General features: G+C 66.5%; 12 protein-coding genes and 1 pseudogene. 8 read left to right on the top strand and 5 right to left on the bottom strand.

Going from position 1 to position 12693, the window contains the following annotated elements; translation table 11 throughout:
• Positions 1-89 (bottom strand): annotated as a pseudogene (locus AB4Y99_RS03915) (EamA/RhaT family transporter); the annotation flags it as partial.
• A gap of 112 nt (positions 90-201) precedes the next feature.
• Between AB4Y99_RS03915 and AB4Y99_RS03910 the strand changes: the two are divergent.
• Positions 202-1632 carry an aminotransferase-like domain-containing protein gene (locus tag AB4Y99_RS03910; RefSeq protein WP_441522446.1) on the top strand — a complete coding sequence of 477 codons (1431 nt, stop codon included), beginning with the start codon at positions 202-204 and terminating at the stop codon, positions 1630-1632.
• A gap of 112 nt (positions 1633-1744) precedes the next feature.
• Here AB4Y99_RS03910 and AB4Y99_RS03905 read toward each other — a convergent pair whose 3' ends face one another.
• On the bottom strand, positions 1745-1951 hold the full coding sequence (locus tag AB4Y99_RS03905; RefSeq protein ID WP_038360733.1) for a hypothetical protein: 207 nt from the start codon (positions 1949-1951) through the stop codon (positions 1745-1747).
• Between the two features lie 381 nt (positions 1952-2332).
• On the opposite strand from AB4Y99_RS03905, the gene AB4Y99_RS03900 reads away from it, so the two are divergent.
• The 6 genes from AB4Y99_RS03900 (at position 2333) to AB4Y99_RS03875 (ending at position 8472) form a co-directional block, all read left to right on the top strand.
• Positions 2333-2503 (top strand): hypothetical protein, encoded by a 171-nt coding sequence (locus tag AB4Y99_RS03900; RefSeq protein WP_441522445.1) that lies wholly within the window; start codon positions 2333-2335, stop codon positions 2501-2503.
• A gap of 53 nt (positions 2504-2556) precedes the next feature.
• Positions 2557-4035, top strand: a complete 1479-nt coding sequence (locus AB4Y99_RS03895) for an amidohydrolase (protein WP_441522444.1) — start codon at positions 2557-2559, stop codon at positions 4033-4035.
• Positions 3950-5494, top strand: a complete 1545-nt coding sequence (locus AB4Y99_RS03890) for an ABC transporter substrate-binding protein (RefSeq protein ID WP_441522443.1) — start codon at positions 3950-3952, stop codon at positions 5492-5494. The genes AB4Y99_RS03895 and AB4Y99_RS03890 overlap by 86 nt, the downstream gene beginning before the upstream one ends.
• A 244-nt stretch (positions 5495-5738) precedes the next feature.
• Positions 5739-6674, top strand: a complete 936-nt coding sequence (locus AB4Y99_RS03885; RefSeq protein WP_441522442.1) for an ABC transporter permease — start codon at positions 5739-5741, stop codon at positions 6672-6674.
• A 9-nt stretch (positions 6675-6683) separates the two neighbouring features.
• Positions 6684-7505, top strand: coding sequence for an ABC transporter permease (locus AB4Y99_RS03880; protein WP_441522441.1), 822 nt, complete (start codon positions 6684-6686; stop codon positions 7503-7505).
• Between the two features lie 10 nt (positions 7506-7515).
• Positions 7516-8472 (top strand): succinylglutamate desuccinylase/aspartoacylase family protein, encoded by a 957-nt coding sequence (locus AB4Y99_RS03875; RefSeq protein ID WP_441522440.1) that lies wholly within the window; start codon positions 7516-7518, stop codon positions 8470-8472.
• Between the two features lie 15 nt (positions 8473-8487).
• On the opposite strand, the gene AB4Y99_RS03870 is transcribed toward AB4Y99_RS03875, so the two are convergent.
• Both AB4Y99_RS03870 and AB4Y99_RS03865 read right to left on the bottom strand, forming a co-directional pair.
• A complete protein-coding gene (locus AB4Y99_RS03870) occupies positions 8488-8784 on the bottom strand; it encodes a hypothetical protein (protein ID WP_441522439.1) in 297 nt (98 codons plus the stop codon).
• A gap of 122 nt (positions 8785-8906) precedes the next feature.
• Positions 8907-10103, bottom strand: a complete 1197-nt coding sequence (locus AB4Y99_RS03865) for a porin family protein (protein ID WP_441522438.1) — start codon at positions 10101-10103, stop codon at positions 8907-8909.
• 259 nt (positions 10104-10362) lie between these two features.
• Here AB4Y99_RS03865 and AB4Y99_RS03860 point away from each other — a divergent pair, with 259 nt between their 5' ends.
• Complete coding sequence (locus AB4Y99_RS03860; protein ID WP_038360749.1) at positions 10363-10650, top strand: hypothetical protein; 288 nt, start codon at positions 10363-10365, stop codon at positions 10648-10650.
• 47 nt (positions 10651-10697) lie between these two features.
• On the opposite strand, the gene AB4Y99_RS03855 is transcribed toward AB4Y99_RS03860, so the two are convergent.
• Positions 10698-12686 carry an acetyl/propionyl/methylcrotonyl-CoA carboxylase subunit alpha gene (locus tag AB4Y99_RS03855; protein WP_441522437.1) on the bottom strand — a complete coding sequence of 663 codons (1989 nt, stop codon included), beginning with the start codon at positions 12684-12686 and terminating at the stop codon, positions 10698-10700.
• Between the last annotated feature and the right edge of the window lie 7 nt (positions 12687-12693).

The following is a 12693-nucleotide window of genomic DNA, read 5'->3' as shown; positions in this document are numbered from 1 at the left end:
GCCACGGCGACGCGCGTCGCAGGCAGCGAACCGCTGAAGATCAGCACACCCAGGAGCCCGCTGCCCCAGCCCTTGCCTGCAAAACTCATCCCGCCTCGCTTTCGCAGCAGGCTTAGACAATCCGCCGGCTCCGTGACAGAAACGGTTCAATACGATTTGCGAAAACTGTATTGGTATCAAAACCCATACGGAAAGAGCGGGATGGACAATCGCCAGCAGACGCGCACGGAAGAGGTCATGGCCGCGATCAAGGCCCGGGCTGCTGCGCGGCAACTCGCGCCGGGCGACCGGCTGCCCTCGATCCGCCGCTGCGCCGCGGCGATGAAGGTTTCGCCTTCGACCGTGGTCGAGGCCTATGACCGGCTCGCCGCCGAAGGGCTGATCCGCGCCCGCCCCGGCTCCGGCTTCTATCTCACCGGCCACGGCCTGCCGCCGCTCAGTCTGGCGCAGCCGGCGACGCCGCGGGCGGTCGATCCGTTCTGGGTCTCGCGCCAGTCGCTCGATGCCGGGCCCGATACGCTCAAGCCGGGCTGTGGCTGGCTGCCGCCGGACTGGATGCCGAACGAGGCGCTGCGGCGCGGCCTGCGGAGTTTAGCGCGGGGCGGCGACGAGATGCTCGCGGAATACGGCAGCACGCGCGGATCGCTGCCCCTGCGCCGGCTGCTGCTCGGGCGCCTCGCGGAGGAGGGGCTGCAGCTCTCGCCGGAACAACTCCTGCTGACCGGTTCGGGGACGCAGGCCGTCGATCTCGTCTGCCGCTTCCTGCTCCAGCCGGGCGACACCGTGCTGGTGGACGACCCCTGCTATTTCAACTTCAGGGCGCTCCTGCGGGCGCATCGCCTGCGCCTTCTAAGCGTTCCCTTCACGCCGACCGGCCCCGATATCCAGGCTTTCGAGGCGATCGTGGCGGCCGAACGCCCGCGCCTCTACATCACCAACGCGGCGCTCCATAATCCGACGGGCGCGAGCCTGTCGCCGCAGACTGCCTATCGCGTTCTCAGCATCGCGGCCGCGCAGGACATGGCGATCGTCGAGGACGAGATCTTCGCCGATTTCGAGCCCGATCCGTCACCACGCCTCGCCGTCCTCGACGGTCTCGACCGGGTCATCCGGATCGGCAGCTTTTCCAAGACGCTCTCGGCCTCGGTCCGCTGCGGCTATATCGCGGCGCGCCCTGACTGGGTCGAAGGGCTCGTCGATCTGCAGAYCGCCACGAGCTTCGGCGGTCCGAGCCCACTGGCCGGCGGCCTGATTGCCGATGTCCTGGCCGGTGGCGGCTACCGCAAGCATATGGAGGAGATCAGGCGCCGGCTCGCGCAGGCGAGGCGGACGGTGGCGCCCCGGCTCGAGGCGCTGGGCATCCGGCCATGGCTCATGCCGCGTGGCGGATTCTATCTCTGGTGCCGGCTGCCGGAAGGGGTGGATTCGGCCGAGCTGTCGCGCCTGGCGCTGGCGGATGGCGTGGTGCTGGCGCCGGGCAACGTCTTCAGCGTGGCGCAGACGGCCGGCGATTTCATGCGCTTCAACGTCGCGCAGATGCGCGAGCCCCGCGTCTATGAGACGCTGGAGCGGTCGCTCCTGGCATTGGGGTGGTCGGACCGCCCTGCAGTTGGTGCACGGCCTGCGCCGTGAACGGTGTGGCGCATCTGCGCCGCGTCCAAAAGAGAAGGCCCGGCCTCCGTCGGGAGTGCCGGGCCTTCGTATGACCACCGCCGCATGCCTGCGAGTGGCCGCTATGGTTGGGTCAGAGCGTCTGCGCGATATCGCGGTTGCGTGCCGCGAAGCGCGCCGCCTCCTGTCGGAACAGCATCCAGGCCGGCTGGGGGCTCTCATGCCCCGGCGCCTGCATCGACATGGTGAAAGGACCCTTGTTGCCGGCAGGCTTGTCGGGGTCGATCCGGGCCGCCCGGCACATCGCGCGGGCGATCCGCTTGATTCTGTCTTCGTCCATACTCCCTCTCCGCCGTGAAGGTTCAGAGGCGGGAACGTCGAATCAGGGAGATGGGTTCCACAAAAGTCGAAAAATAAATTTATGATTATATTCAATTACTTATAAGAAATCCGTTCGGATTTCCGGCGTCGAGGCTGTCAAGCCTTTTCCTGCCGCAGCGCATGTCGGCGGCCGGTTCGTCGTCAGGGAAATGTCGGGTGAGCTCGGGGGGGCGCCGCGAGATGTTGCGATCGGCACCCGAGATAATTCCATCGAGTTCAGCATATTCACCGCTGGGGAACAAGCGGCTGCGCCCAAGGGCGTGCATGCGCGCAAATCAGTGGCGATGACGCGGCAACTCGCCAAAACTGTCAAAAAAATTGAGCAGGGAGCGGAAGGCCGATGACGCGGCGCGGGCTGATTGCCGAAGGCATGCATGAGAGGAGCACCTTCGGTGCTTCCATCACCCGCGAAGTGCCGGGAGGCGACGCCAGCGCGCGCTCGATCCGCAATGTCGAGGAGCGGCCCTCCCGCACGGCATGCCGGCCGATCTTCCCGCTCGACGACATCTGATGCTCGGCGCGCGCCGCGAAGGCAGCAAAGCCGGGGGACAACAGGAGGACATCATGGCTGTTCAGGCCGATATCGTATTGCGCAACGGGCCGATCTGGTGCGGTCGCGAGGAGGGCGTGGTCGAGGCGCTGGCGATTTGGCAGGGCAGGGTGCTGGCTGCGGGCCGCAACGACGAGATCGCGCCGCTGGTGGGACCGAAGACGCAGGTCATCGACCTGAAAGGGCGGCTGGCGACCCCGGGCCTCAACGATTCCCATCTGCACCTGATCTCGCTCGGCATGACCATGGGCTGGGTCAATTCCAAGCCCGAGGCCGCGCCGACGCTGGACGCCCTGCTCGGTGCGATCGCGGCCCGCGCCGCGACGGCGAAGCCCGGYGAMTGGATCCTGTCGCGCGGCTACGACCAGACCAAGCTCGACACCGGACGCCATCCCTGGCGCGAGGAGCTCGACCGGGCCGCGCCGAACAACCCGGTCATGCTGGTGCGCACCTGCGGCCATATCGCGATCTGCAATTCAGAGGCGCTGAGGCTCGGCGGCATCGACGAAAACTCGCCGACGCCGCAGGGCGGGCTGATCGAGCAGCAAAACGGCCGTCTCACCGGCTTGCTGGCCGAGAACGCCCGCGCCCCAGTGCAGGCCGCGATCCCGGCGCCGACCGAGGAGGAGCTGGTCGCGGCGATCGAGCGCGGCGGGCAATATCTGCTCTCGCTCGGCATCACCAGCTGCATGGACGCCGCCGTCGGCCAGAAGGGCGGCTTCGGCGAGATCGCGGCCTATCACCGGGCCAAGCGCGACGGGCGCCTGCCGGTCCGGACCTGGTTGACCCTGCTCGGCGACGATGGCCGCTCGATCGTGCCGCAATGCTACGACGCCGGGCTGATCTCCGGCACCGGCGACGASATGCTGATGGTCGGCGCSGTCAAGCTCTTCCTCGAYGGCTCGGCCGGCGGSCGYACCGCCTGGATGARCGMGCCCTATCTCGGCGAGGACAARACCACCGGCGTCTGGATGTGGAGCGATGACGAGCTGGAGCGCATGGTGCTCGACGCCCATGTGAAGGGCTATCAGCTCGCCTGCCACGCCATCGGCGATGCCGCGATCGAGCAGCTCATCACGGCCTATGAGAAGGCGCTTGCGGCCCATCCCGATCCGGACCGCCGCCACCGCATCGAGCATTGCGGCTTCTCGACCCCGGCCCAGCATGAGCGCATGGTCAAGGCCGGCATCTATCCCTGTCCGCAGCAGGTCTTCATCCATGATTTCGGCGACGCCTATATCAAGGTGCTCGGGCCGGAGCGGGCGCTGCCGAGCTACCCGTTCCGCACCTGGTTCGACCTCGGCCTGAAGCCGGCGACGGGCAGCGACGGGCCGGTCTGCGATCCCAACCCCTTCCCGAATTTCCACACCATGCTCACCCGCCAGACCTGGAAGGGCACGGTGATGGATGCTGCGCGCGCAGGCCCAGGAGCCGCGCCATGGCGGAACGATCCGCTTCACGGCGCCTTACGGAGCCTCCTTCGTCAGCAATGACAGCCATGTCTCGAACCAGATCCAGGACGAGATCTACGGCTATGCCCTGCACGGCATGCTCTATCGCTGGGATGCGAGCGCGGGCAAGCCGGCGCTGGAGCTCGCCAAGAGCGTCTCGGTCTCGCCGGACGGGCTGGTCTACACCTTCAAGCTGCGTGACGACGCGCTCTTCCACAACGGCCGCAAGATGACGGCGGACGACATCATCTGGTCCTACAACCGGATCATGGACGGCTCGAAGAACTACCCCGGCGCCCGCTATGTCGCCCGCATCAAGGGCGCGACCGCGGTCCAGAAGGGCGAGGCCAAGGAAATCTCGGGGCTGAAGAAGATCGACGACTTCACCCTGGAGATGACGCTGACGGACAAGACCGATCCGGGCTTTCTGTTCTACAGCGCCAACACCGCGATCCTGCCCGCCAAGGAGGCGCAGGACCCGAACTTCTTCAACAAGCCGATCGGGCTCGGGCCCTTCAAATTCGTCGAGCACGTTCCCGGCTCGCGCATGGCCTTCGAGAAGTGGGAGAAGTACTACAAGACCGGCCGGCCCTATGCCGACAAGSTSGTGATCKYGCCGATGGGYGAGGCGGCSGCSCGYGACRTCGCCTTCCGCAACAAGGAGATCGACGTCTCGATCCTCGGCTCGTCGCAATACGTCGCCTACAAGGCCGATGCCAACCTGTCCAAGGGGCTGCTCGAGGTCGCCGAGGTCTTCACCCGCAACATGGGCATGAACCCCGAGTTCAAGCCCTTCTCCGACAAGCGGGTGCGCCAGGCGATCAACTACGCGATCGACAGCGATCTCATCATCAAGCGGCTGGTCCGCGACAAGGCCTATCGCGCCGTGAGCTGGCTGCCGCTCTCGGTGCCAGCCTTCGACAAGGACGCCAAGCCCTACGCCTACGATCCCGAAAAGGCCAAGAAGCTGCTCGTCGAGGCCGGCTATCCCGACGGCTTCGAGTTCGAATGGACCGCGACGCCCAACGAGAGCTGGGGCATTCCGATCGTCGAGGCGACGATCCCGATGCTTGCCAAGGTCGGCATCAAGGTGAAGGTCAAGCCGGTCGAGACCTCGGCGCTCGGCGGCGTGGTCGCGAAGGGCGACTTCCAGGCCTATATCTGGTCGAACACCTCGGGCCCGGACGCGCTGACCCAGCTCAAATGCTTCTATTCGGCGACGCCGCGCTCCTCCTGTAACTACACCGCCTTCAAGAACCCGGCCTATGACAAGCTGATCGATGAGGCTTCCGCCGAAACCGACGCGGCCAAGCAGCTCGATATCCTGAAGAAGGCGAACGCCATGCTGCAGGATGAGGCGCCGGTCTGGTTCTTCAACTACAACAAGGCGGTGCTGGCCTATCAGCCTTGGCTGCACGGGCTCCAGCCCAATGCGACGGAGCTCGCGCTCCAGCGCTATGAGGATCTCTGGGTCGACGCCTCCTCGCCGGCGGCGAAGTAAGCGAGCCTCGCCACCCGGTCTATGGGCCGGGTGGCGGAATACCTCCGTCATCCCGGACGAGCCGCGAAGCGGCGCCGATCCGGAATCCGTCGTAAGGCGCTCCGCTCGATGATGGATTCCGGGTCAAGCCCGGAATGACGATCTGGTTTTCGCGGTCGGCAGCACACTGGCCGGGTTTGATCATCGACCGGCTTCGGTTGGAGTGGTTCGGCCGGTTTCGTGCTGCGGCGGTCAGGAGTCCCTCATGTTGCCCTATGTCTTCCGCCGGCTGCTGCAGGCCATCCCCATCCTGCTTGCGGTCGCGGCGCTGATCTTCGTGCTGTTCAGCGTCATTCCCGGCAACTTCGCCACCAGCCAGATGGCTGACGGGCGCAGCAATGTCGATGCCGAGACCATCGCGCGCATGAACGAGCAGTTCGGGCTCAACGACCCGCTGCCGCTGCGCTTCGCGAAATATGTCGGGGGGCTCGCGGTCTTCGATCTCGGCGATTCCTTCCGCACCCGCCAGCCCGTGACCGGCGTCATCGGCGAGCGGCTCTGGCCGAGCCTGCAGCTCGCGCTTGCGGCCATGCTCTTCGCCGTCCTGATCGGCGTGCCGCTCGGCTTCCTGGCGGCGCTGAAGCCCGGAAGCTGGCTCGACACGCTCTCGATGGTCTTTGCCGTCTCCGGGCTGTCGTTGCCGCTGTTCTGGCTCGGCCTGCTGCTGATGTATGCCTTCGCGCTGACGCTCGGCTGGTTTCCGAGCTTCGGCTATGGCGACGGCAATCCGCGCTACATCGTGCTGCCGGCGATCGCGCTCGGCGTCGCGCCGCTGGCCCTGCTGGCGCGCACGGCTCGCGCCGCGGTGCTGGAGGTGATGCATGCCGATTTCGTCCGTACCGCACGGGCCAAGGGCGCGGGCTCCTATCGCGTCCTGCGCTGGCACGTCGCGCGCAACGCGCTCGTCATCGTGCTCACCACGCTCGGCCTGCAATTCGGCTCCGTCCTGGGGCAGGCCGTCGTGGTCGARAAGCTCTTCGCCTGGCCSGGCCTCGGCTCGCTSCTCGTCGACAGCGTCWCSYKGCGCGATATCCCGGTGGTGCAGGGCTGCATCCTGACCATCGTCCTGTTCTTCCTCGTCGTGAACATCGCTGTCGACGTGCTCTGCGCGGTCGTCGATCCACGCATCAAATACAGCTAGGCGGCCCGCATGAAGTTCCGTGCCAATCTCTGGATCGGCGGCGCCTGCTTCGCAGCCGTGGTCATCGGCGGCGTCCTCGCCCCCTGGTTCGCCCATACCGACCCGGTGATGGACGCCAATCTGATGAACGCCGAAATCCCGCCGGGGTCGGAGTTCTGGTTCGGCACCGATGCGCAGGGCCGGGATATCTACAGCCGCGTGCTCTACGGCGCCCGCATCTCGCTGACCGTCGGCATCGTCTCGCAGCTCATCAACACCATGATCGGCGTCGCCTTCGGGCTGACGGCCGGCTACTGGGGCGGCTGGTGGGATGATTTCGTCAACGGCCTGACCAATATGATGCTCGCCATCCCCTCGCTCGTCTTCGCGCTGGCGATCATGGCGATCCTGAGCCCCGGCCTCACCAGCCTGCTGATCGCGCTCGGCCTGACCAACTGGTCCTTCACCTGCCGATTGACCCGCGCCGCGACGCTCTCGGTCAAGTCGCTCGGTTATATCGAGGCGGCGCGCTCCCTCGGCTACGGTACCTTCCGGATCATGCTGACGCAGATCCTGCCAAACGTGGCGGGGCCGATCATCGTCATCGGCACGCTCGGCATGGGCGGCGCGGTGCTGGCGGAAGCCTCGCTCTCCTTCCTGGGCCTGGGCATCCGCCCGCCCTTCCCGAGCTGGGGCTCGATGCTCTCAGACGCGCGCGACCAGATCTCGACGGCGCCCTGGATCTCGATCTTTCCGGGCCTGGCGATTTTTCTGACCGTGYTTGGCCTCAACCTGCTAGGCGACGGCCTGCGCGACATCCTCGATCCGCACTCCCAACTTCGCAAAGCCTGACGATAGACCTATGACCGCTCAAGACCTCATCGACCCGCCGCTCGAGACCATCCGCTTCCATGGCCTGAAGGCGGGGCCGAAGCTCCTCGTCCTCGGCGCCGTCCATGGCAACGAGACCTGCGGGCCGAACGCCATYGCCCGGGTGATCGAGGATTGCCGCGCCGGCCGTGTCGCGATCCAGCGCGGCGAGGTCACCTTCCTACCCGTCGCCAATCCCAAGGCCTATCGCCAGAACACGCGGGAAGGAGACCGCAACCTCAACCGCGACCTGCGCGAGCGGCCGCAGCCCGGCGACAACGAGGATCGGATCGGCAACCGGCTCTCCGCCATCCTGCGCCAGCACGACATGCTGCTCGACGTGCATTCCTTCAGCGGCGAGGGCGTGCCCTTCGTCTTCTTCGGGCCGGAGGATAATCGCGGCGAGCTCGAACCCTTCCGCCATGCGGCTGCCGAAATGGCTTTCGCCGCCAGCCTCGGCGTCGATCTGATGATCCATGGCTGGCTCGACATCTATGTCCGGCTGATCGCGGCGCGCGAGCGATTGAACCTGCCGCGCCTCGCCGTGACCGAAGGCTTCGGCACGACGGAGTTCATGCGTTTCGCGGGCGGCTACGGCGTGACGCTGGAATGCGGCCGGCACGAGGATCCGGCGTCCGTCGAGGTCGGCTACAGGGCGGTCCGCAACGTGCTCGCCCATCTCGGGCTGACCGACGAGGCGGCGCCCGCCCCCGCGAGGCGCACCGTCGTCCATATGGATGATCTCGTCATCTGCGAGGCCGAGGGCGACCGCGTGGAGGGCACCTGGAAGACAGGCGACCGCGTGGCCCAGGGCACGCCGATCGCACGCCGCGCCGACGGCACCGTCGTCACCATGCCGCGCGACGGCTTCATCATCTTCCCGAACCCGAAGGCGAAGCCGGGCGAGGGCATCTGCTACCTTGGCAGCGAGAGCCGCCGCAAGGCCTGACGGCGGCGGCGCCGTTTACTGGACGATGCCGCGCTTGTTGCCGAAGCCGGGGATATAGCAGCCGCAGCTCGACCCGTAAGGCAGCGGCGGCGTCGGGCATTCGCCGCGGCCGGTGACGCAGAGATTGCCATAGGCCGGGCGGTAATAGCGCCGGCCATAGCCGTAGCCATAGGGCCGGACCGGCGCCTCATCMTCATCGTCATAGGATGGCGGCGTCGGCCGGTAGGGCTCGTAATACTGTGCCCGGACCGGAATGGCGGAGAGCAACACGGCACCGAGCAAAACCGAGAGGGCGAGCTTGTGACGCGACATGGCGCTTCCTTTCCGCTGCTTCACGCACGAGACGCGTGGGCGAAGTCCTGTGGGCGGTTCTAGCAGCGTCGAGGTGAACAGGGGCTGATCGGAAGGCGGCGGAAAAGCGGCGCCATTGCCTGTCAGCTTCCCGCCTTCGTCGGCTGGTCGGGCTTGGCGAGGGGTGTGCTCCGGCTCAGGTCGATCTGCTTCTGCAGCCCGAGCAGCAGGTTGAAGGAATCGACCGGGGTCAGCCCCGTCTCCTTCGTCCGGCGCCAGCCGCCGGAGGCGGTCGCGATCAGCCCCTYGCCCAAGGCGCGTTGATATTCGAGGCCGATGCCCTTCTGGTCCGAGCGGGCGTCGAGGCCGACATAGTCGTCGGTCTTGCGGCGGGCGACCAGGCTCACCGCATTGCGCTCGTCGATCCTCGCGGTCAGCTTCGCCTCATGCGCCGTCACCAGGTCGATGACCGTGAAGGGCAGCGTCGTGTCCTCGACACTGCGGCTGGAGCCGAGCTCGAGCGTGAAGCGCTGCCAGGGCAGCCGGAGCTTGGCGGTGTAAAGCAGGCTGTCGACCGTCTCGAAATCCTTGTCCGGGAAGCTCGCGCGGAACGGCGACACCGACCCCTCCAGTGACGCCTCGCCGATCATGGTCGAGAAGAACAGGTTCGGCTGCAGCCGGTTATGGTCGCGGCGGAAGCCGATATAATCCATGCCGTTGACGAAGCGCACTTGCGCTGCGCTGAGCGAGACGCCGATCTCAGTCTGACCGGTTTTCCAGGCGATGCCGGTCGTCCCCGACAGCGTCGTGAAGTTCTCGTCCGAGGGCAGGAAATCGCCGAGATTGAACACGTTGCGCTCGTTCAGCGCCGTGACGCGGGCCTCGCCGCTGGCGAAGAGGCGGAAGGGGCCGAGTGCGTGGTCGATGCGCTCGCGCCAGGCGAGGCTGCTCTTGCGGCGCGACCAGCTCTGCTCCGCGCTGGCGGCCAGCGAGGACTGGATCACCGTCGCTTCGCCGAGGGTGATGCCGTGCTTCAGGGTCAGGGAGTGGCTGCGCGCCGCGGCGAGGTTGCGTGGGTCGTACTGCGTCTCCACCAACGCCAGGTTGAGGCCGTAGCCGTCCTGGATCGTGCCGTTGAGATAATCCCAGGTTGCAAAGACGGTGGCGACGGGGCTGCCCTTCTCGCCTTCGACGCCGGAGGGATTGCTGTCGAAACCGCCGCGCAGCCCGACGATCGCGACCGAGTTCTCCGCGCTTTGGATAGTGTTCTCTGCGCTAAGGACCGCTCCTGCGCCCGATAGATGCAGGACTATCATCGAAAGCAGCGCAATATTTTTCATATCGCCCTCAATTTTCGACGTATAGATAGATGGTTATGTTTAATAAATTGTATATTAGTGAATTTATACGTACTGATCGGCGTATGAAGTGGGTTTGGTGAAAGAAATAAGTATTTATTGTATTCATGACATCGCTGCGTGGCGCAATGTTAACGCTAGCAAGTATGGTTAATGAATGGATAAGGTTGCCGCTCCGATAAAATGCAACTTATACGTGCTCCATCGCTTCGATCCCCGGAGCGACAACTGGGAGAGTGATATGAAATACGCGCTTGTACTCGCTACGGTTGCAGCTTTCGGCATCTCGCCCGCCATGGCCGGCGGCCGCGGCGGAGGCTCCTTGCTGGGTGGCGTCCTCGCCCCCGTGACGGCGGCCGTCTCCGGCATTCAGGTCAATGCGCTGAACAATGTCAGCGTGCTGAGCGGCAGCCCGATCGCCAGCGGCAACAAGGTCGGCATCGTCGCGCCGGTCAAGGCGATCGTCAGCAAGAACGGCATCGTCGGCGGCCTGCTCGGTGGGCTCGGCCATGGCTGCGGCTGCAACTGAGCCGCGCTTCGGGAGGAGGGAGATCCGTCCCTCCTCCATTCGCGGCGTCAGCCCGGCGTAAGCGCGATCAGCAGCTCGCCCGCCGCCGCCGTCATGCCCGGCTTGGCCGCGACCCGCGCCACGATCCCTGCCGCCGGGCTCTTGAGATCCATGAAGAGCTTCATCGATTCGAGCACGGCGACGACCTGCCCCGCCGCGACGCTGTCGCCCTCGCGGACATGAATCGCGGCGACGGTTCCCGGCATGGTCGCGCGCACTGCGTCGCCGGCGCCGCCGGAAGCCTCGCGCGCTGCCGCCTCCGCCGCGACTGCGAGCGCGATGCCGATGCGCCCCTCGAACGCCCCCCAGCGCAAGGAAACGCCGGCCTCGTCCCGGACCGCATCGACCGTCAGGCGCTGGCCGTCGAGCGTCACCCTCCAGCGGGTCGGATCGGCGCCGACCGCGACCGAGACCTCCGTGGCCCCATCTTGCGTGACGACGCGGAAGACGTCGCCCAGGCTCTCGATCTTGATCCGCTTGCTGTGCTCGCCATGGGTTAGCGCGAGATGGCTCGCGCCGGGCTTTCCGGCCGTTCCGAGCAATCGGAAATCGGCCAGCGCTCCCCAGGGGCCTGCCATTGTTGGTTTGAAACCGGCGAGCCAGATCGCGGCAGCCAGCGCGTCGCGCGACTGCCTGTCTTCAGCCGCCGGCTGCCAGCCGCCCGGCCAAGACTCGCCAATGAACAATGTCGTCGCCTCGCCCCGCGCGAAGACCGGCTGGCGCAGCGCATCGACCAGGAAGGGGCGGATCGTTGCCGGGCCGAGCACCGTCATATGGTCGAGGCTGTCGGCAAGGCGGCGCCGCGCCGCATCGCGATCCGGGCCGTGGGCGATGATTTTGGCGAGCATCGAATCGTAGAAGGGCGAGACCGTGCTGCCGCTCTCGACGCCGCTGTCGATGCGCTCGCCCTCGGGCTCCCGCCACAGCGCGATCGTCCCGGTGTCGGGGCGGAAGCCTTCCTCAGCCCGCTCTGCCGTCAGCCGCGCCTCGATGGCGTGGCCGGTGCAGGTGATCTCGTCCTGCCGGCGGGGCAGTGTTTCGCCGGCGGCGATCCTGATCTGCCATTCGACCAGATCGAGCCCGGTGATCGCCTCGGTCACGGGATGCTCGACCTGAAGCCGGGTGTTCATCTCGAGGAAGAACACCTCCTGCGTCACCGCATCGACGAGAAACTCCACGGTGCCGAGATTATCGTAGGCAATGGCGCGGGCGAGCTTCAGGGCGTGACCGTGCAGCGCCGCGCGGGCTTCCGGCTTGAGATTGGGCGCCGGCGCCTCTTCCAGAAGCTTCTGGTTCGAGCGCTGCACCGAGCAGTCGCGCTCGAAGAGATGGACGATGTTGCCATGCTTGTCGCCGGCGACCTGCACCTCGACATGGCGCGGCCGTGTCACGAATTTCTCGATCAGCAGCCGCCCATCGCCGAAGGCGGACTCCGCTTCGCGGCTCGCGGTCGCGATGGCAGCGTCGAGATCGACCTCCGCTTCGACCTTGCGGATGCCCTTGCCGCCGCCGCCGGCCGAGGCCTTGACCATGACGGGCAGGCCGATGCGCAGCGCCTCGCGCTTCAATGTCTCGGGCGATTGCTCGGCGCCGTCATAGCCGGGCACGCCCGGCACGCCGGCGTCGCGCGCGATCTGCTTGGAGCGGATCTTGTCGCCCATCGCCTCGATGGCGCTGGCGGAAGGGCCGATGAAGGCGATGCCGTTGGCCTCGCAGGCKGCRATCAGGTCGAGCCGYTCCGASAGRAAGCCRTAGCCSGGATGGATCGCCTGCGCGCCYGTCTYGAGYGCRGCSTCGATGATSCGGTCGGCYCGCAGATAGGACTCGCGCGCTGGCGCCGGGCCGATCGGCACAGCCGTGTCGGCGAGCCGGACATGCAGCGCATCCCTGTCGGCCTCGGAATAGACCGCGACGGTGCGGATGCCGAGCTTGCGGCAGGTGCGGATGATGCGGCAGGCGATCTCGCCGCGATTGGCGATGAGGATTGTGTCGAACATGGCGCCG

It is taken from the genome of Allobosea sp. TAB14 (genome assembly GCF_052113865.1).
GTDB classification, from domain to species: domain Bacteria; phylum Pseudomonadota; class Alphaproteobacteria; order Rhizobiales; family Beijerinckiaceae; genus Allobosea; species Allobosea spartocytisi.
Note: the sequence above shows the minus strand (reverse complement) of the source record. Positions and strands in the feature narration are given on the sequence as shown.

What these genes read in the sequence shown, in the direction of transcription:
- AB4Y99_RS03905 (WP_038360733.1), bottom strand. Translation starts at nt 1,951, where the DNA reads ATGGACGAAGACAGAATCAAGCGGATCGCCCGCGCGATGTGCCGGGCG.
- AB4Y99_RS03860 (WP_038360749.1), top strand. Translation starts at nt 10,363, where the DNA reads ATGAAATACGCGCTTGTACTCGCTACGGTTGCAGCTTTCGGCATCTCG.
- AB4Y99_RS03900 (WP_441522445.1), top strand. Translation starts at nt 2,333, where the DNA reads ATGACGCGGCGCGGGCTGATTGCCGAAGGCATGCATGAGAGGAGCACC.